Here is a 17,692-nt window from a genome sequence, read left to right as displayed (position 1 = left end):
GGCGTGACACCGAGCCGAATGGGATGGAAAGGGTGAAGCTCAGGCGGCCCGTGGCAGGCGGAGCAGATCGGCCGCGGTCTCGCGCCAGAAGGGATCGACCAACCGTGCCTCCAGCGCAGCGGCGCGGTAACGCAGCCGTCTCGCATCACCGGGCTCGGAGGCTCGGAATGCCATACCGCGCAGTCGGCTGGCCTCGGTCACAATCCTGCGTGCCTCGGCATCGGATGCGACCGGCTGTTGCCAGAGGATAATGCCGGCGCGGATTTCGCCGGCGAGGACCAGGCGCTGATCGCGGTCCTGAATGAGCATGATGCGCGGTTGGAAATACGGAAAGCTATTCGGCCGCGTGCAAATATCACCGCGCGACACGCGCAAGGCTGCGGCCTGGATGGCCTCCTCCGGTGACGGGCATTCCCCAAGCGGGATCACGCGGTCAAAGCTATTCGCCGCTTCACTGGCGTCATGGCTGGCGACGCCGAGGCAAGAGATGCGCAGCGGCAGCTTATGCGACCGATAAAGCGCGGGCAGAACATCGGCCGCCAGAATCTGGCCGATGGAGCGGAAGGTTTCGGAACGGGCAAAGGTCATCGGGATCACTCCATGACGGGCGCCGGCGAGCCTCTCTCTCCAGCCCTCAACCCGTCACGGCCGAACGGCCCGCACTCTTCCTCTCTGACCGGGCTTGTTCCCGGTTCCGCTGCCGACGATGGGGGACCATTGTGAGGCACTGAAGGCCCGAAGCGTGGGTCTTCGCGCTCGGGCCGTTTGGGGTGAGGCGCTTTCGCGCCTTACTCCCATGGATCCAGTTCCAGCTTCACCATGTCTTCGTCGCCGTCGAACTCGTCGGCGGGCATGGCGCCGTGGGTTCCGTCCCCGGCCTGGAACACGACGATTACGACCATCAGAGTGGTGGCGAGGCTGGCGGCGAAAGCGGTGGCATCTGCATAGGACATCGGGATTGGCTCCTGTCTTTGGAGGCGGGGGACCATCCCCCGCGCGACAGGCGCCCGACGTGTCTGACCGGATCTGCACTCACCCTCGGGCGTTCGGACTTTTTCCGAATCCCCGAGGGCGGCACGTATGCGTAAGCCGACCCCTACGGGGTTGAATGTCAAAGAGACGGATCAGACCAAGGTTAGCGAATGGAAGCGGGGGTGGTGTCTTGCATCCGACAGGCGCCGGATCCCCCCTTGCAGATGTTTCGCCCGGCCAGCCTTGCCACCACGCTGGCATCAGGAATGTGGTCGAGGACGGGGGCGGACACTGATGCCGAACATGATCAGCGGCACAGTGGTGAAGCTGGAATTGGTGCCATACAGGCCGACGACACGACGACCGCGGTGGCTATCGTCAGACGTGAACTGCCCTTCAGTCCCAGAGCCCATCGGCAATCTCGCGGGCGATCATCGCGCGCGCTTTCATCATCACATCGTCACCGCTGGTGTCGATATGACCGTAGAACCGGGCATGACCGCCGTTCGCGGTCCAATCGGCGTAGCGGCAATATTCGCGGGCTTCGAGACGGAAGGCGCGCATGTCGTCCGCCCAATGCGGCTTCGGCTCCACCACCACCGTGATGCCGTCGCAGGTTTCCTCCCAGGGCAGCGTGCGTTCGGATGGCGGACTGGCGCGGTTCTCACGGAATATTCGGTCGATATCGATCGTTGCAGGCATCTGGGTTCTCCAAAGAAAAAGCTTGGTCACGACGACCGGGCAAGTTGCGGAAGCGGAAGGGATGTGGCGGGGCGGCAAAGGCCACCCCGCCTGAGCATCATTCGGCGGCGACCATGGACTGCTCCTCGTCCTCCGTGGCGTCTTCATTCTCGCCGTCCCCGGCAAGGAATTCAGGCAGATCATCCGCCTCGGTGTCGACCCCGGCGTCCATAGCGATATCGGCATCGCGCTCCACCATGCGCAGCGGCTCCGGCAACCAGCCGGTTTCGGCCAGCAGGCGCTCGGCCTCCTTCGCCATATCCCCTTTCTTCAGATGGTCGATGAGCTGGGCCGCCCGCTCGCCGGCACCTTCGCGTACCGCCTCGATGATCCGCGGCTTGGTCACGCGACCGAGATAGTTGCCGACGGTCGGCCGCCAACCCACGGCCACCATGTCGAGGCCCGTCGCCCGCGCCAGCCGGTCGGCCTGGGACAGGCGCACGTCGAGCCCGTGCTGGCTGACGCCCATACCGCCATAGGGGTTGGGCTTCTCGTACAAGGCGTTGACGCCGAAGCTGATGCAATGGGCGAGCAACTCCATGCGGGTGTCGTCGTCCTGATCGGCCAGCCAGTCCCAGAGCGCCGCATCGTCGGCCGGGATATGATCACCCCAGTGTTCGTGGCGGTCGGCGATGGCGCGCGCCGAGGCGCTCTCCCCCAGGTCATCGGCTTGTGCCGGGAAATGAACTTCCCGGACATGAGCCTCGAGGCACCCCCTGGTGGAATGCGGCAGGAAGCAATCGGTGACCAGCCGATGCAGCAGCGCCGTCATCGCCACATGCGGGTTTATCGCCACGGCGTCGCGGAGCGCCAGCGTGCGATGCGCAGTCAACTCGCTGACGAGGCGATCGGGCAGAGGCCGGATGGTTTCGACCTCATCGTCCTCCTCGGGTTCGGTCGCCGTGCTACCCACCATGATGACCGCGCGCTGCACACCACCGGACTCGTCGCCCTCGGGAGAACAACCATCGGCACCCTGCCCTTCCTGACCTTCCATCGCCTCGTCGCCGGCACGGACATAGCCGCGCTCGACGGCGAGCTGGCCGTCATGGCGGATGCTGACGAAGACACCGGCCCTCGCCATCTGGTCCGCGTCATAGCACATCGGCCGGGCCTCGAAGGCTTCCAGCGCCTCCTCGATCTCCCCGAGCCGTGCGTCCACCTCGTCGGGCAATTCGTCTGCCTCGGCATATTCCACCTCCAGTGCGTCGAACTCGTCCCGCAGCTTCTCACGCTCGGCACGTTCGTCGTCGCTCAGGTCGATGGTGGTGCCGGCCAGACGGCGCATGCCACTGTTATGGCCATAGGGGAAGTCCACGGCGACCTCGATCCACTTCCAGCCCTCGGCGGCGATGGACTCCGCCTCGGCCTGCAGCTTCTCGCCGGCCAGCCGGTCGAGCAGCACCGGGTCCTGGAGCCAGCCGCCATCGTCCTGCTGGAAGAGATCGCGCAGCACATAGCCGCCCGCCGCCTCATAGGCCTCGATGCCGACGAAGAGCGCCCGCTTGTCGGAGGCCCGCACCGTGGTCTCGGTCAGCATGCGACGGATGGTATAGGGCTCCTTCTGCCAGCTATCCTTGATCGCCTCCCAGACCTGTTCCTGCCGGGCATGGTCGTCGGAGACGGTGAAGGCCATGAGCTGTTCCAGCGTCATGCCATCCTCGGCATAGGTCTCGAGCAGCGCCGGTGAGACCGAGACCAGGCGCAGACGCTGTTTCACCACCTTGGCGTCGACGAAAAAGGCGGCGGCGATTTCCTCTTCGCTCATGCCCTTCTCGCGCAGCACCTGGAAGGCACGGAACTGATCGAGCGGATGCAGCGGCGCGCGCTCGATGTTCTCCGCCAGCGACACCTCGTCGATCAGGATATCGTCTCCGGCCTCCGAGACCACACAGGGCACCGGCGCGGTCTTGTTGAGGCGCTTCTGCTTCACCAGCAATTCCAGAGCACGATAGCGGCGGCCGCCAGCCGGCACCTCGAAGAAGCCGGTCTCCTTGCCCTCCGCGTCGAGCTCGGGCCGGACATGCAGGGACTGGATCAGCCCGCGGCGGGCGATGGACTCGGCCAGTTCCTCGACCGAGATGCCGGCCCTCACGCGCCGGACGTTGGACTGGCTGAGCACCAGCTTGTTGAAGGGGATGTCGCGCGAGGACGACAGGGTGATCTTCTGAGTGGCAATGGCCATGTCAGGGTCTCCATGACGGACGCCGGGGAGCCTCTCTCTCCGGCAACCAGCCCGTCACGAAACCCCCACCCTCCTTTCCCTCTCATGGCCGAGCCGCGGATGAACGCGCATACGCATCAGAGCTCGCCGCGGGCACGCAGACTGGTCTCCCGGCCAGCACCGGTGATGATGTGGTCGTGCAGCACTACCCCAAGGGACGCACAGGCGTTTCGGATTTCCTTGGTCATCGCGAGGTCGGCGGCCGAGGGCTCGGGATCTCCGGCCGGATGATTGTGGACGATGATCAGCGCCGAGGCATTGAGTGTCAGGCAGCGCCGCAGCACCTCCCGGGGATAGACCGGGACGTGATCGATGGTGCCGATGGCGAGGCACTCGTCTGAGATCAGCCGGTTCCTGCGGTCGAGATAGAGAACATGGAAGCGCTCCACATCGCCCCTGATGGTGAGGGCGCAATAGTCGAGCACCGCCTGCCAGGACGTCAGGACAGGGTTCTGATTGAGGTGGCGCAGCAGGATCTGCCGGGCCTCGTAGACTACGGCCTGCTCCTGGGCGGAGAACCGGAGCGGCTGTGCTTCGATGGCAGATGTTCTCATGTTTCGTGTCATGGTGCTGTTCTCCGACGGGCAGCCGGCCGGGCGCCGAACTTTCACCGCGTCACGAGGAGAAGCGCCGCCCTCTTCCTGCGAAGAGAGCGGCGCCGAACCTGCAGAGCCTGGATCTCAGGAACGTGGGGGCTCCGCATCTGGGCGTGTCCCGTTTGACAGGCGGCCCGAGCGATAAAGCAACCGCTCGGCATCGCGAATGCTGCCGGCTTCGCGGGCGGCCTGGGCCCAGACCGAGATCGGGAAATCCCCCGTGAACAGCAGATCCCGCTCAATGCCCATGCCGAAAGGCAGCCGGATCGAGCGCAGTTCGTTGAGGCTCCAGGAGCCAAGCTCCGGGTAGCCAATGTCGGCCAGGCCAAACATGGTGTCGCCGTCCTCGTCGAGCTCGGTCGCAAGCCAGACACCGGCGCCAAAGGGATTGAAGAACTTCACGACCGGAATGTGATCCTGATCGCGATCGTGGCCATTCGCCAGCAAACGGTCACGCTGTGTGTCGGTCAGGAGGATCATGCCGCGGCCATCCCTTCCGTCGGGGTCTGCCGCTCAACATCGGTGCTGTCGTCGGGCAGATGGGCCAGCAGCCAGTCGGCCGCCTTGCTGGCCTGCGAGGCGGCACGCACGATGGCCCGCGAATCCTCGCGCATCACCTCCAGCCAAGAGCCCAAGTAATCGGCGTGGCGCACCGTCGGGATAATCCCGAGCGAGGCGCAGCAGAACGCACTCGAAATCTCGGCCACATATCCTGACAGTCCAGCCCCATTCTGAAATTTTTCGGCAATGAGAACGGTTTTGGTCATGCCGCTACCTCCTCTGCATGGGGCTGCTGCGCATGCATCCAGTCGGCCGCCTGCTGCGCCTTGCTGGCGGCGGTGAAGATGGCCTTGGGGTCGTCTTTCAGGACCTTGAGCCACGAGGCAATATAGGCGGCATGATCGGGGCGCGGATGGTGGGCGACCCCGAGGTCTGCCAGGACCAGCCCGCTGAGAATTTCCACGCAGCATTCTTCGGCGGCATAGGCGGCCGAACCAAAGCGACCGGAAAGGTCGCGGTCGAGCCTGTGCTTTGCGCCACTGGCGTGACCATTCTCGTGTAGCCAGACACCGTAGAATGAGGCGGCATCGCGAAACGAAGTGAACGGCGGCATGAACACGGTGTCGGCCGACGGGCGGTAATAGGCTTCCGATCCACCGAACTCCGTCTTGACGCCCAAGTTTGCGATGAACGCTTCCGCATGGGCAAGGCGTTCAGCCTCGGGCAGCACAGGGGTCGCCGGGCGCTCGTACCCGTCCACCTGAGCGATATTGAAGACAGAAAATGCGCGGGCGAACATCCGTCGATACCCGTCATCATCGTCTTCGTCGTCGGCCTGCTGGGAAACCTTGATCTCCCTCCACAAGACGACCGTGGTGGAGCGTTCTCCTTTACGCACCTGCGCGCCAGCATCCTGCCATTGCTTGTACGTTCCCCAGATACCGTCGCCATATCCGGCGGCAAAGCCCGTGGCCCAGAGCGCCAACGTGTTTATGCCGCGATAGCGCTGGCCGGATGAAACGTTGGTCGGACGCGCGATGCTGCTCCCGTTGTGGAACCAGGGCGCACGCCAGTCGCCGGCGCCGGCCTCGATGGCAGCGATGATCTCGGAGGTGATACGGTTATAAACATCGGCGCGCCCGGCCGATGAGGAAGATCGGGACATGACAGGTCTCCAGGACGGGCGGAGCAGGCCTCTCCCGCTCTCCTCATCCCGTCACTCACCCCGATCCCAAGCTTCCTCTCCCTTTACCGCCGCCCGAACGGGCGGCGCCGCGCCCTCAGGCGCGATCCGGGCCAGCACGCCCTCGATCCGGTCAACCTCCTGCTGGAGCGCGGTCCGCTGCAATCCGGGCAGCCGCTTCTCGCGCAGCAACATGCGTGCCTCATCGGCACTCCGCTCCCAGACGGGCCTGTGATGTTCCGCGATGCAGGCGTTCGGGCAGCGGGTCGGTTCACAAAGTGCTGTCAGCGGGCGGTCTGCCGCGGCATCTGTCACGCGCTTGAGGCACAGGGCGGTTGCCGGATCGAAGAAGCAATCGGCAAGCGGTCCGACATGCAGGGTGCGGGCCAGACTGGCGAGCATGGTGCGCAGACGGGACCGGTCGGCGATCATCGGCGGCAATGGCCCAAGCTCGGTGGCTGTCTCGTCGAGGCTACGCGCGACACGAGGACCGGCCGGCCCACCAAGGTCGGCCCCGCCGCGCCGCCTGTCGAAATACTCGAGCAGATCATCGATCTGGCTGAGCCGGCGTTGCGCCTCGACCTCGGCGCGGAAACCCGAGGCGCTGCTACCCGCGTAGCCTTCGAACGCGGCGACGGATGCATGCTTGTACTGGATCATGCCGGCCACCGTTCCGAAGGGGCGGTTGGAGATGTGCCATGCGATCGTGCGACGAAACTGGCGGGTCGTGATCCGCCAGGGCTTGCCGTCCGGCCCGGGCGGTATGGCGGGCGCCTCTTCCGTCCCGAACAGCCTGTTCAGGTGGTCACGATAGGCGTTGATCTGGCGCACGATCTCGGCGGAGACGTGCGGTTTGCTACTTCGCGTCACTGACAGCACAGGCCAGAGCGTATCGAGACCATGGGCAACAGCCGCGCGCCGGGTCAACTGTTCGAGCACCCCGATCGCATCGGCGACGGGCTCGATGGTCACCCACTCTGCCGGCGCTCCCCGGGCCCCCTTTCCCTTGTAGGCGGTGGAACGGACGCGGTGTCGTGACACGGTGCCGTCCTCGCTGTGCGCAAGCGTCAGGCATCCCCGGCGCATCGCCTGCACCTCGCAATCGCGCATACCGGTCAGATAGGCGCAGACCACATAAGCCGCTGCCTGCAGCATGCGCTCTTCCAGGACGAGGGATTTGGCATCGAAGCGGAGCCGCCATTGCCGGCCGAGATCGGCATCAACCGAGATCGGCGTATCCATGCCGCCGGGTTCGATCCCGATATCCGCGATGGCGGCAGCGATGAGATCGGACGCGCCGCCGGCGAGAGCGAGATGCATCGCCGGCTCCCTGGCGGCATCGACCCCTACGTGAAGATGCAGAAGCTGCACGTTGACGACGGGCAGAAGCTCCCCGCTTACCGGATCGACGGATGCGGAACCGTTGGGCGGGCTTGCCCAGACCGGCACGCCCCGACCCTGCCGCGCGCGGGACCGGAAATAGCGCGCCAGTCGCTGCCGTTGCCGACGGCGGCGCTCCGCATGCGGCAATCCCTGTTCCGCACCGAAAAGCCGGTCGCGGCGCGCTTCGAGCCGGGAAAGCTCACGCCGGGCGGCGAGAATGTCCCCTGCGAATACCGTGATGTAGCGCAGCGACCATGCCAGAAGCGGCGCAATGATCGGCTCGGGGATGCGCGGGGTCCGGTTCTCGGGAACATGACGATAGCCCGCGACGCGTGCGGGTGGCCGCCCGTCCCACGGTTCGAACGACAAGCCGCCGCCGGGAAGGTGCTCGCGGTAGAGATAGAAGTCGATGACGACCTCGAGAAGCTGCCCGACAATGACGGGCCGCCTCGCCGGGTCCTCTCGGAGATGCCGCGCATAGGCGTCGATCAGCGGAGGATCAATGCGGGCAAGGTCCAGCGCGCCCAATCGTTCGCGGACGAAGGCGAAGAAGCGCCGCGCCCGGTTGAACGCCTGCCGCACACAGCTGGGCGGCAGCTTCGGACGATGGCCGGGAAGGTCGACATTGAGACGCGCATAGAGATAGGCGCGCATCATTGCCTGCACATCGGCATCTTCCAGCACGTCGAAATGCACGGTGACGTGGCAGCGCCGGGCGTTCTCGCGGAAGACGGCCGGACCCAGATCCCAGCTTGGATCGCCGACGCGCGACAGGTCCTCGCGGGCATGGCCCGGCTTGAGCGGCGCGCACGCCAGCACGGGCCGATCGTCGAACGCGGGAGCGCGGGCAAGGGCGGGCGCGGTCATGCGCGCGCCTCGGGAGGCAGATAGAGGCGCTCCTCCCCGGCGCGTAACCGCGCTTCGGCGACAACGGCATCGGAAAACGCGGGCAAGATCTGATGGACGATCCGGGCATGAACCTGCCCGAACTTGACCATCCAGTCGGGACCGGGAAGCCCCTGCCGCTGGTCTTCGACGAAGGACAGGAAGGCCATGATCGCGGGGAGCTTGCGGGCGGTGATGACGGCGTTGGGGCAATGGAGGCATCCCCAGAACGGCTGTTGGCATGGCGAGCCGGCCTCGGCGAAGGGGCTGCTATGGAACCCCGCGCAGGCGGCGAGCCAGAGATCCTGCTCCCCATCGAGAATGGAACCGACCGCATCCGGCGGCATCAGCGGCCCGGCCTGTTCGGGCGCTTCGCGCAGCGTCTTCTCGGCTGCTGGCGCGAGGATGGTCGGCATCGCGGCGACGACAGCGTCGCGGAAGGCATCGGCGACGGTGGCCTCGTGCAGGGGCCGCAGCGATGGCAGATCGGCGTAGTGGCGCGCCGCGACCTCGGGCGTGTGGCCAACCGCGAAGCGGGCGATGTACCCCTCGGTTTTGGTGTACCACAGCGCCTTGTGGGTTTTGCGAAGCCGGGACAGCAGAAGATGGAGCGGCTTGCCGTCCTCATCGACAATCCGGTGCCGTGCCACCCAGGCGTCGAGGCGTTCGCGCGGATGACGGATGCCGGCATGGAGACCGCCGACGTTGTGGTAAACCCAGAGACAATCGGTGGGCAGATGCTGACGGGCGACGGTCGTGATCTCGATCAGCCGGCGGAGAAGGCCACCCGGCGTGCCGAGGCCGCCGTCGCGCACGCGCATGCTCTTGTGCCCGGCGGCGCCGGCGCGTCGCTTCAGGTATCGCAGTTCGACGGTTCCGGCGGAGGGATTGGCCAGGCAATCGACCGTCAGCGCCTTCAGGCATTCCGGCTCGAGGCCGGTATCGAGAGCAAGCAGCACGAGCAATGGCGGCAGATCGGTGACGTGCAGATGATGCCGACGATGCAGGTCGTCGATCAGCGTGCTGATCGGCAAACCGCGCCGCAAGCGCATGAAATAGAGACGGCGCAGCTCGACGCTCTCGGTCCGAACGGCTCCATCGCGCGCGATGAGAGCTTCGACATCGGCCCGCGCTCCGGCAATGATCGGATCGCCCTCATCGGTCCGATCCTCGGTGCCGATCCGGCGGAATATCGCTTCCACGTCCGTACGGGCCGCGTCGCGCAGCGCACGGGCGACGAAGGGGCTGTAGGCATCACGCGGGGTCGAGCGTCCCGCCGAGGTCGCCATTGTATAGCGCAACCGCTCATGGAGGTCGGGCGTGATACTGTCGGGCCGATCCGCCTCTATCGCACGCAGCGTATTGACGATCTTGCTGACCGTCACATGCCGGTAGATCGCGCCCATTCCCCCGCGTTCGAGTGCCGATGCGAAACCGTCGACATGGGCTGCGCGCATGTCTTCCGGCCCGTCCACCTCCCCCGCCTCATCGGAAAGCCAGGTGAAGAAACGGCGATAGGAGTTTACATACTGTTTGATGACGCTGGCTGCGCCGATCGGGCCGCCGAGCGCGGCCGACCGGCGCAACGCGCTGGCAAAGGCGATAGCGAGCGGACGAGGATCGAGATTGGTCATGTCAACCAGGACGGTCCCGCCATGCCGCGCCTCGATGACGAACCTGAGGCCGAGCACCGGATCGGGCTTGGCTCGCTCCGGCGTGACGGGCGCGAAAGCGACGGGCCTGCCCTTGCGGGGACGCCCGCTCATGCGCCCTGCGGTCCCGGCAGCAGGGCCAGCAACTCCTCGACCGCCGAATCCACCGTATCGGCGCGGGTCGCGATATGGTCGAGATAGATATAGGTGGTGGCGAGGCTCGCGTGGCCGAGCAGGCGTTGCACCTGCTGCAGCGGGTCGCCCAGAATCAGCCGGTAGCTCTCCATCGACCCCGCCGGCAATGCGGCTTCGCGCAGACGCTCCTGGATCAGCAAAGCGAGCATATGGACCGCGAAGGTGTGGCGCAGCTGGTGCGGGCTGATCGACAACGAGAAACCATAGTCTCTACTGCGCTTGCAGGCGCGGGCGAAGATCACCTCCCAGGAATTGGGTCGAACGGGCTGTCCGACCTCGGTCAGCCATAGCGCCGCGGGCTCGCGCGGCGTTCCGTTCTCGTTGCACAGGATCAGACGGCATCGTTCCTCTGGCGTGCAGACATCGCGCATGCGGTCGAGACCGGCGTCGGTGATATGGATCGGCCGGTCAAAGCGCACCGCGCCATTGCGCGCGACGAATTTGGCCGCGCCTGCCGCGCGCTCGACATCGATATAGGCCGCGATCTGACGAAGCAGCCGGCGTGGGACCAGAACACTTCGTCCGCGATCGCCCTTGGTGAGCGGCGGCGGCAGGCGCAACCAGAGCTGCCGGTTCTCATCGCCGTCCGGAACAATGACCGCGAGATCACCGGCGAGCAGACCTGAGGCTTCTTCCAGTCGCAAACCTGTCGTGACGAGCAGATCGGCGAAGAGCGCGTTGCGCAATCCGTTCCGATCACGTGCGCCGGGGCGTTCGCTGCCGTCAGGCGCGAGGCCGCGCAGACCGACCTCGCGGAAGATGCGGTAGTCGTCCATCGTGACGAACCGGACATCCGACCGCTTCGCAACACGTTCATAGGCGTCGTTGCGCGCGGCGATCATTCCGCGACGTCCACCCTGCGCCGGTCGCCACACGGCACGACGGTTGAACGGTGCCTCGGCGATCAGCCCTTGCCGCTCGCCCCAGCGATAGAGGCGATCAAGGCTGGCGACGGCCCTGTTCCAGCTTGCCGCCGTGATCCGCTGACCAGCATCGCCGCGCCGACGCGCACGATGATAAGCCTCGACATCGTCGCGGGTCGCAGCCCATACGGTCTTGCCGCAAGCATCGAGAAAGCGAAGCCAGACTGTCACATCATAGGCCTGGGCGCGAAGCGAATGCCGCGATCGAATCCCCGATAGCGGCAGGTCGAGAAAGAAGCGATCCAGATCGGGGTCGTAGAGCGCGTCGCCGCGCAGGATCAACGGCACATGCGCGTCGAGACCCCCGGCCTCGCGACGCTCGCAAACAGAAATAATCGACACCAGCGCAAAACCCTCCCCATGCCCCCACCCGGTGCACGCTTCGGCCCGGCAGTTCTCAGGCTGGCCGCCGCCAGCTCTTTGGTAAGCGCGGCGGCCAGCCTGAAAACTGCCTACCGTCGACGCCAGTCACCCATCCTAGGGCAAGGCGACATGCGGTGCAGACTGTCAAGATAAGGCGATCAGCTCTTCGAAGGCATATTTCTTCGTGCCGAAACCGCCCGAGAAGTCCCGCCCCAACCTTGAGGCATGTCCTGTCGCGTGCCCCATCTCGTGCAGGGCGGTCCGGTGCCAGTTAATCGGCTCGAAATAGGCTTGCGGAGGTGGGACCTGTACATAGTCCTCCGAGGGGACATAGAAGGCGCGGTTGCCGCCGATCCGGAAATCGATGCCGGTCGCCTCGATCAGTGCTTCGACCCGCGGCTCGATCAGCCCGGGCGGTGGTGGCGGCGCCTCGACGGCTATGTCGTCGGGCAAACCCTCGCATTGCGCCGCGTTAAACACGGTAAAACGCTTCAGGAACGGGATGCTATTGGCGTCTTCCCCGGTCTCCCGGGCGCGGCGCTTCTCGTCTTCAGGCGTGAAACGGTCGGCATAGACGACGGTTGTGCCCCGCTCACCCTTGCGGACATTGCCGCCGAGCGACAGCGCCTGGCGGAAGGTCAGCCAGTGCTGGGTTGGGTAGCCCTGCTGGATCACGGCGCCCCAGAGGATCAGGACATTGATCCCGGAATACTGCCGACCCGTGCCGGCGTTGCGCGGCATGGCGAGCGGCGCCTGCACCGCCGCCGTCCCCCAGGGCTGGACCCAGGGCAGCCGGCCGTCCTCCAGCTCGGCGATGATCTTGTCGGTGATGTCGTCATAAAGGTTCGTGCGCGGACCGCTCTTGCGGGCCGCGCGATGCTCTCTGGCCATCGGGATGATCTCCGCGACGGGCGCCGGAGGCCTCTCCTCCAGCCCTCAACCCGTCACGGAAAACCCGCCCGCACTTTCACTCTCAGGGGGCGTTGCGGGGTCTCCCCGCTGATGGGGGTGTGTCGGCAACGCCAGTGCCGACCAGGGGGAAGGCTTTCCCCCAGACAATCCTCGCATTCAGCCGAGTCAGGCGTAAAAAGGCAAAAGCCAACACCCGCGAGCCCCAATCCCCGACGTGTTGTAATCCCCAGGATATCTGCGCTTATCTGACACGCAATCGCGGTGCCTGCTTTCCAGCGCCGGACGCCTTCCTTCCCGAAAGCTCGGGATCAAAGCCAACGGGCAACAAAAGAGGACCAGATGACGGATATCGATCTTAACGCCTTGTCGCTCGCCGAGTTGAAGCAGTTGCAAAAGAATGTTGCGAAAGCCATCGCGAGTTTCGAGGCCCGTCGCAAGGCCGAGGCCCGCGCCAAGGTTGACGAATTGGCCCGCGAACTCGGTTTCAGTTTCGACGAGCTTGCGGAAGCTGCTCCCATCCGGAAACGGGCGGCGTCTGCGCCCAAGTACCGCCATCCGGAAAACGCCGAAATCACCTGGTCCGGCCGTGGGCGCAAACCGGCATGGATCGCCGAGGCGCTGGCTTCGGGAAAATCGCTCGAGGATTTTGCGATCTGATCAGGGAGACCTGCCTTGTACCAGCCCGCGAATGCCGTCCGCCTGCATGTCTCTCTGGCGGAGATTGACCCGCCGATCTGGCGGCGACTTGTCGTGCCGTCGGACTGGACGCTCGACAGGCTGCATCTGGTGCTGCAGGCCGCGTTCAGCTGGACCGACAGCCATCTGCATGAGTTCCGGATCGGAGGGCTGCGCTATGGCGACCCCGATCAACTTGAGGATGGCTTCGGCGGGCCGCAGACCTTCGACTACACCGGGGTCAGGCTGGCGGATTTCTCCGGCCAGGATCTGACCTTCACTTACCTCTACGACTTTGGCGATGACTGGACCCATTTGATCCGGATAGAGGAATGGCTGTCCCTCGATCCCCTGCCCCGCCACGCAGAATGCACCGAAGGGGCCCGTGCCCGGCCGCCCGAGGGTGTCGGCGGCCCCTGGTCTTATGCGGATTTCCTCGAAACCATCCGCGACCCGAACCACGAGGACCACAGCTCCAACCTTCGCTGGGCCGGCGGGCATTTCGACCCGGACTGGTTCGACATCCAGCTGATCAACAAGGATCTCCGCAACACCTTCCGCAAGAACACCAGCCGACGCCTGCATCAGCCCAAGCCAAAGCCTTCTGGTCGGTGAGCGCAGAGGGCTCGGCCCTCAGGGCGGTGCCCCGGGCCTGGATGACCCTCCTCCTGCCGACATCGTCAGAGTGGTAGCGCCTCCAGCGGGATATCGGGCTGTCTGCACAGCAAATGGTGCACTGATGTCGCGTCCTTCCCAATAGCGTTGCTTGGCGTCGAGGCTCCCGAGCGACTTAGTCAGGCACGGATTCCCTACCCCTTCAGACGCTTCAGATAATCTCCCCGATCCAACGCCCCCCTCCGATTTGCGCGCCATGCTATCCGCTTCCCCGCCAACCCGCTGCGCGCCCTTCTCCCAGCGATGCCATCGTGCTTCATTCCGGGATCATGAACACGGCGTTTCTCTTGATAGCAATGTATTCCGGGCGACCGATCATTCCCGCTGAGGATGTCGCCAGGGATTTTTTCGGTCTGAGTACCGACAAGTTCATCCGCAAAGTCTCGGCTGGTTCCATCGCCCTCCCCCTCGTCCGCATGGAAGCATCCCAGAAATGCGCCAAAGGCGTCCATATCGACGATTTGGCCGAGTACCTAGACAAGCGGCGGGCTGCAGCCGTCAAGGAATGCCTGCAACTGCAGGGCCTTCGATAAGCATGTTCCCCTCTGAAACTCGTCGAAGGCCAGCCTGCTGCCCATGGCACGAAGCTACCACCCTCCTCACCTCGCCCGACAGCACGGATTGAATTCTGTCAGAAAACTGCGTATATTTCTGACAGGAGAACGATGATGCAGCACCTTGCAGAACAGATATTGACCCATGCAGAGGGACTTCCGGAAGGAGCGCCACTTGCCGCAAAGGGCCTGCTGCACCTCGGCAGCCGTGCCGGTGTGGATCAGGCCTTGTCGCGCCTTGCCGAGCGCGGCCAATTGATCCGTGCCGGGCGCGGGGTTTACCTGCGACCGATCAAAAGCCGGTTTGGAACGCGCGCTCCGTCCGTGGAACAGGCCGTCGAGGCCCTCGCGGCGCAACGTGGCGAAGTCATCGTTCCAACCGGCGCCGCCGAAGCGAATGCACTCGGCCTGACCACGCAAGTGCCTGTTCGCTCCGTGTACCTGACCTCGGGTCGCAGCCGCACGCTCTCATTGGGCAAACAACTCGTGGAACTGCGCCACGCCCCCCGATGGCAACTCGCCCTCGGGAAGAGGCCGGCTGGCAGTGCTGTTCGCGCCCTGGCCTGGCTCGGGCCGGAACAGGCAGAGACAGCTCTTAGATCGCTGAAGCAGAAACTGCCCGCAGCGGCGTTTGACGAATTGGTAACCGCAGCACCGCAGTTCCCGACCTGGCTTGCACGCAGTGTCGGAAAGGTGGCGCATGTCTGAACCCTACCTGTCTTTGCCGCCTGCAGACCGCAAGGAAGCCCTGGCCGTAGCTGCAGATCGCTCCGGGCGGCCCGCGCACCTGCTCGAAAAGGACGTCTGGGTTGTCTGGGCCCTTCAGACCCTCTTCAGTTCCGAGCTTGGTGAGCACCTCGTTTTCAAGGGCGGAACATCCCTTTCCAAAGCCTATGGGGTGATCAAGCGCTTCTCTGAAGATGTTGATCTGACCTATGACATTCGGGCAATCGCGCCTGATCTGGTAGGCGAACGCGCCGAACCCCTACCAACCACACGCAGTGAGGAAAAACGCTGGTCGAAAGCTGTTCGGGATCGATTGCCGAAATGGGTCGTCGAAACGACGCAGCCCTTGATCCGGGACGCCATTGCAGCGCAAGGGCTGTCAGCCTCGACACGGGCAGATGGCGACAGGCTTTTCATCGATTACGAGGCCGCCTCTTCCGGTTCCGGCTATGTCGCCCCAAGCGTCATGTTGGAATTCGGCGCGAGATCGACGGGCGAACCGGCGAGCCTGCGTGACGTCACCTGCGACGCGAACGGGCTGATCGAGGGCGTGACCTTTCCGACCGCGACCCCGCGCGTGATGCATGCCGAACGAACCTTTTGGGAGAAGGCCACGGCGATCCATGTCTTCTGCGTACAGGGACGTCTCCGTGGGGAGCGCTTCGCGCGCCATTGGCATGATCTGGTACGCCTCGACGATGCAGGCATCGCGGATGTGGCTATTTCAGACCGAGACATCGCCTCAGCAGTGGCGCGGCACAAGCGCATGTTCTTCCCGGAGAAGACGGCCGACGGAACGCCCGTGGACTATGAAGCCGTGGTTCACGGCCATCTGCATCTGGTCCCAAACGGAGAGGCTCGCACCGCGCTCGCGGCTGACTACACGCATATGGTCGACGACGGCCTCCTGCTTGAAGACGCTGAGCGTTTCGACGAGCTCATCGAGCGTTGCGCGGCGATTGCAGAGCGCGCAACGCTCGTAGCAAACAATCAACACATGCGCACCTGAGCAGGTGGACCTAGGGTCAGCGATTACATCGGCGCGCACGCATTGCTCAGCGGCCTACCAAACGTCAAATGGCTGCTCGGGGATCGTGGATATGACGCTGACTGGTTCAGAGAAGCGTTGCAGGACGAGGGGAGACGCGCCTGCATCTCAGGCCGAAGAAGCGCGAGACACAGGTCAAATGCGACAAGCGCAGATACAAGCGGCGCAACCGCATCGAGATCATGTTCGGAAGACTCAAGGACTGGAGGCGTGTGGCCACCCGCTATGACCGGTGCCCGAAGGTCTTCCTTTCGGCCATCGCCCTCGCCGCCCTTGTCATCTACTGGTTATGAAGCCTGACCCTAGGCGGCAGGGGAGAAATCGAAGGAAGACGAATTATGCGGCCTCATGGCTCGATACGCAAACGGCGGAGGAACCCCTTCTCCGGGACCCTGTCATAGACATCGAAGCTCGGCTGCGCCTTCGGTTGCCATACCCGACCGAACTCCACTGAGCAGGACAACGGAGTGGCCGGAAAGACAGACAGATCGACGTCGTGCCCATGCTGGTTCTGGATCTCGTCGAGGGTGCGACGCGCGATCTCCCGGAACCGGCTGAGGTCGTCCTTGTGCCTGATGATGCCCGCGCGGTGAACGTCGCTGCTGATCTCCCAGATTGAGACGTCGGCTCCGAGCGCCTTCGCCACGGCATCATCGCCGACTTCGTTGGTGATGGATAGCTTCAGGGCAACCTTCTTACCGCCCGGTGCCCCGCGGTGTAGCGCGAACTGGACCTCCTCGCGGTCCTCCGGCCAAGACCATTGTGTGGGCTCCCGTTGCAACTCGAAGACGTCGGCGACCGAGATGTCTGATAGCAATCGCCCCAGCTCCATCAGTAACGGGATCGGGGCGAGACCGAACACCGAAAGATGACGGATGTCACCTGCCTCGAAGCGGCCGCGCACCTTGCTGGCAAAATCGGCGCGAAGCACATCGAGTTGCACCTGCCAATAGGTCGAGTCCGTATCCTTGTAATGCATCCCCTTGACCTTGATCTCGATGGGCCTGGCCTCCGCCGGCGTGCGATGCGGCAGGATAGCCGTCACACAATCATCGAAAGGAACGGCGGTTTCGTTCGGGCCGATCGGCGCGCTGAACTGGAGAATGTGAGAGCGGCGGTTCGGGCCGGTCGACAGCACCATATCGACCCACGCCTCGTGATCCCGTTTCATCTGTCGAAGGCGCTCGGGCGGATAGGCGTCCGGGTTCTCGCGGTCGACCTCGCGATGACAGGGATCGCAGAGGAGCATGACGTTTGTATGGTCATTGGCGAGACGCGGTGAGAGCTTCTCATCGCCCCTGGGTCCATTGACGCTGTCGGCAATGATGTGGGCGACGTAGCCCTTGTTCGCGCCGGAGTTTCCCGACACCAGGTGGCCGATCAGCGGCTCGTTACAGTTCTGGAACTGACATCGTCCGGCGGACTTCGCCCATACGATGCGCCTGGTCTTGTCATTTAGATTTCGGGTTCCACTCTTGCCCATA

General features: G+C 64.6%; 18 protein-coding genes and 1 pseudogene. 6 read left to right on the top strand and 13 right to left on the bottom strand.

The annotated features are described in order from the left end of the window. Positions 1-39: 39 nt before the first annotated feature. The 12 genes from ROH8110_RS03150 to ROH8110_RS03095 all read right to left on the bottom strand — a co-directional run bounded on the left by ROH8110_RS03150 (position 40) and on the right by ROH8110_RS03095 (position 12,509). Entirely contained in the window at positions 40-588 is a 549-nt protein-coding gene (locus tag ROH8110_RS03150; RefSeq protein WP_085816305.1) for a hypothetical protein, read from the bottom strand. 200 nt (positions 589-788) lie between these two features. Further along, positions 789-953, bottom strand: coding sequence for a hypothetical protein (locus tag ROH8110_RS03145; RefSeq protein WP_009573755.1), 165 nt, complete (start codon positions 951-953; stop codon positions 789-791). A gap of 415 nt (positions 954-1,368) precedes the next feature. Beyond that, positions 1,369-1,674 carry a hypothetical protein gene (locus ROH8110_RS03140; RefSeq protein ID WP_085816303.1) on the bottom strand — a complete coding sequence of 102 codons (306 nt, stop codon included), beginning with the start codon at positions 1,672-1,674 and terminating at the stop codon, positions 1,369-1,371. A gap of 97 nt (positions 1,675-1,771) precedes the next feature. Then, positions 1,772-3,898, bottom strand: coding sequence for a ParB/RepB/Spo0J family partition protein (locus tag ROH8110_RS03135; RefSeq protein ID WP_085816302.1), 2,127 nt, complete (start codon positions 3,896-3,898; stop codon positions 1,772-1,774). Positions 3,899-4,014: 116 nt separating this feature from the next. Next, entirely contained in the window at positions 4,015-4,491 is a 477-nt protein-coding gene (gene radC, locus ROH8110_RS03130; RefSeq protein WP_085816301.1) for a RadC family protein, read from the bottom strand. Positions 4,492-4,617: 126 nt separating this feature from the next. Then, on the bottom strand, positions 4,618-5,013 hold the full coding sequence (locus ROH8110_RS03125) for a DUF2958 domain-containing protein (protein ID WP_085816300.1): 396 nt from the start codon (positions 5,011-5,013) through the stop codon (positions 4,618-4,620). After that, positions 5,010-5,300 carry a zincin-like metallopeptidase domain-containing protein gene (locus ROH8110_RS03120; RefSeq protein ID WP_085816299.1) on the bottom strand — a complete coding sequence of 97 codons (291 nt, stop codon included), beginning with the start codon at positions 5,298-5,300 and terminating at the stop codon, positions 5,010-5,012. The genes ROH8110_RS03125 and ROH8110_RS03120 overlap by 4 nt, the downstream gene beginning before the upstream one ends. Continuing rightward, positions 5,297-6,199 (bottom strand): ArdC family protein, encoded by a 903-nt coding sequence (locus ROH8110_RS03115; protein ID WP_085816298.1) that lies wholly within the window; start codon positions 6,197-6,199, stop codon positions 5,297-5,299. Before ROH8110_RS03115 ends, ROH8110_RS03120 begins: the two co-directional genes overlap by 4 nt. Before the next feature lie 51 nt (positions 6,200-6,250). Next, a complete protein-coding gene (locus ROH8110_RS03110; RefSeq protein WP_085816297.1) occupies positions 6,251-8,467 on the bottom strand; it encodes a site-specific integrase in 2,217 nt (738 codons plus the stop codon). Beyond that, positions 8,464-10,251 (bottom strand): hypothetical protein, encoded by a 1,788-nt coding sequence (locus ROH8110_RS03105; protein WP_085816296.1) that lies wholly within the window; start codon positions 10,249-10,251, stop codon positions 8,464-8,466. The genes ROH8110_RS03110 and ROH8110_RS03105 overlap by 4 nt, the downstream gene beginning before the upstream one ends. Continuing rightward, positions 10,248-11,597: a tyrosine-type recombinase/integrase gene (locus tag ROH8110_RS03100; RefSeq protein ID WP_085816295.1), complete on the bottom strand. Its 1,350-nt coding sequence runs from the start codon at positions 11,595-11,597 to the stop codon at positions 10,248-10,250. The genes ROH8110_RS03105 and ROH8110_RS03100 overlap by 4 nt, the downstream gene beginning before the upstream one ends. A gap of 165 nt (positions 11,598-11,762) precedes the next feature. After that, positions 11,763-12,509, bottom strand: a complete 747-nt coding sequence (locus ROH8110_RS03095; protein ID WP_085816294.1) for an ArdC family protein — start codon at positions 12,507-12,509, stop codon at positions 11,763-11,765. A 360-nt stretch (positions 12,510-12,869) separates the two neighbouring features. Here ROH8110_RS03095 and ROH8110_RS03090 point away from each other — a divergent pair, with 360 nt between their 5' ends. The 6 genes and pseudogenes from ROH8110_RS03090 to ROH8110_RS03065 all read left to right on the top strand — a co-directional run. Next, a complete protein-coding gene (locus ROH8110_RS03090; RefSeq protein WP_085816293.1) occupies positions 12,870-13,187 on the top strand; it encodes an H-NS histone family protein in 318 nt (105 codons plus the stop codon). A gap of 15 nt (positions 13,188-13,202) precedes the next feature. Continuing rightward, positions 13,203-13,820 carry a plasmid pRiA4b ORF-3 family protein gene (locus ROH8110_RS03085; protein ID WP_085816292.1) on the top strand — a complete coding sequence of 206 codons (618 nt, stop codon included), beginning with the start codon at positions 13,203-13,205 and terminating at the stop codon, positions 13,818-13,820. A 329-nt stretch (positions 13,821-14,149) separates the two neighbouring features. Continuing rightward, positions 14,150-14,413, top strand: a complete 264-nt coding sequence (locus ROH8110_RS03080; protein WP_020043354.1) for a pyocin activator PrtN family protein — start codon at positions 14,150-14,152, stop codon at positions 14,411-14,413. Positions 14,414-14,548: 135 nt separating this feature from the next. Further along, positions 14,549-15,142, top strand: a complete 594-nt coding sequence (locus ROH8110_RS03075; protein WP_085816968.1) for a DUF6088 family protein — start codon at positions 14,549-14,551, stop codon at positions 15,140-15,142. Beyond that, positions 15,135-16,169 (top strand): nucleotidyl transferase AbiEii/AbiGii toxin family protein, encoded by a 1,035-nt coding sequence (locus ROH8110_RS03070; protein ID WP_085816291.1) that lies wholly within the window; start codon positions 15,135-15,137, stop codon positions 16,167-16,169. Before ROH8110_RS03075 ends, ROH8110_RS03070 begins: the two co-directional genes overlap by 8 nt. A 12-nt stretch (positions 16,170-16,181) precedes the next feature. Next, positions 16,182-16,501 (top strand): annotated as a pseudogene (locus ROH8110_RS03065) (transposase); the annotation flags it as partial. A 53-nt stretch (positions 16,502-16,554) separates the two neighbouring features. Here the strand turns inward: ROH8110_RS03065 and ROH8110_RS03060 are convergent. Continuing rightward, on the bottom strand, positions 16,555-17,691 hold the full coding sequence (locus ROH8110_RS03060) for an SAVED domain-containing protein (RefSeq protein ID WP_085816290.1): 1,137 nt from the start codon (positions 17,689-17,691) through the stop codon (positions 16,555-16,557). Position 17,692: the final 1 nt, after the last annotated feature.

The organism is Roseovarius halotolerans (assembly GCF_900172255.1).
In the GTDB taxonomy this organism is placed as follows: Bacteria; Pseudomonadota; Alphaproteobacteria; order Rhodobacterales; family Rhodobacteraceae; genus Roseovarius; species Roseovarius halotolerans.
This window is presented reverse-complemented; position numbering and strand designations above follow the sequence as displayed.